The sequence below is a fragment of the Sulfurimonas sp. genome, assembly GCF_016744025.1.
In the GTDB taxonomy this organism is placed as follows: Bacteria; Campylobacterota; Campylobacteria; order Campylobacterales; family Sulfurimonadaceae; genus Sulfurimonas.
Map to the genome: position 1 here is coordinate 16,391 of NZ_JADGFC010000048.1, position 955 is coordinate 17,345.

A 955-nucleotide genomic window follows, 5' to 3' on the forward strand; every position below is an offset into this window, starting at 1 on the left:
AAATGAAAAAACATCATAATTCCACTCACTCCTATTACTAAAAAAGTAAAAGTAGTAAGGGAGGTTGCTAAACTCTTTTTAGAAACTTTATTCATTTAGTAAAATTACTTTCTGCCATTGCAATTTTTAATTAAGTCTAAAATCACTATATGCATTAACAGAACTATTTGGTACATGATTAAATGAATCATCTAACCAACTAATGGCTAGACCATTTGTAAAGTACTGATCAGTTCCTGCAAAGAAATCATTGTATAGTTGAAATGAAAACTGATCAGCACTTAGAGTCGATGTTAATGCTAATAACTTTTTATTGTTTTTCATATATCAATTTTATCCATTTATTCTTTTCATATTCTTATAATTTTTTTTACGAACCAAGTCCTATGTTCATGATACTCAGAACATATATGAATATATAAATCCACCAAAGATATCTCTATCGTTTTCTTGGTCAGAGTACTTTGTTGGAGCTTGATAAAAAATTGTAACTTTATGATTTTGATAATATAAGTCACTACCTAGATATAAAGAACCACTAAAAACTTTTTTACTTACTTCATATCATTCATCATCAGCTTTTTCTGTAAAATAAGAATAGGCTTGCAATTTTCCATTGATTCATGAGCTTATTGACCATCCAAAATTATTGTTTCTCTTTTTAAGTTGCACCATAGATGCCTCTTGTGTTAATAGTGGAGATTTAACATTAAAGTTTCTACTGTAATTATTACCTATACGAAATACTGTCCCAGCAAATACACTGGTATCATAGTTTCCTATATTTGCACCCACATGATTAAACCAGTCCATCGATAAAGAACTTTTTTTATTGGATTCCCAACTTATAACACCATGTTGTAACGTAATTCCAGCAGTATAGTATGTATTCGCCAATTCTAAAATCAAGTGCAATTTTTTGAAAGTAAGTTGAAAGATAGGATTAATCGATAAT

The 955-nt window shown here is 28.8% G+C and carries 2 protein-coding genes; both read right to left on the reverse strand.

The genetic code is table 11. From position 1 onward, the window contains the following. Positions 1–126 precede the first annotated feature (126 nt). Entirely contained in the window at positions 127–324 is a 198-nt protein-coding gene (locus QZZ48_RS08390) for a lipid A-modifier LpxR family protein (protein WP_294964297.1), read from the reverse strand. 297 nt (positions 325–621) lie between these two features. Next, a partial coding sequence (locus QZZ48_RS08395; protein ID WP_294964299.1) for a lipid A-modifier LpxR family protein occupies positions 622–955 on the reverse strand: 334 nt, incomplete at its 5' end.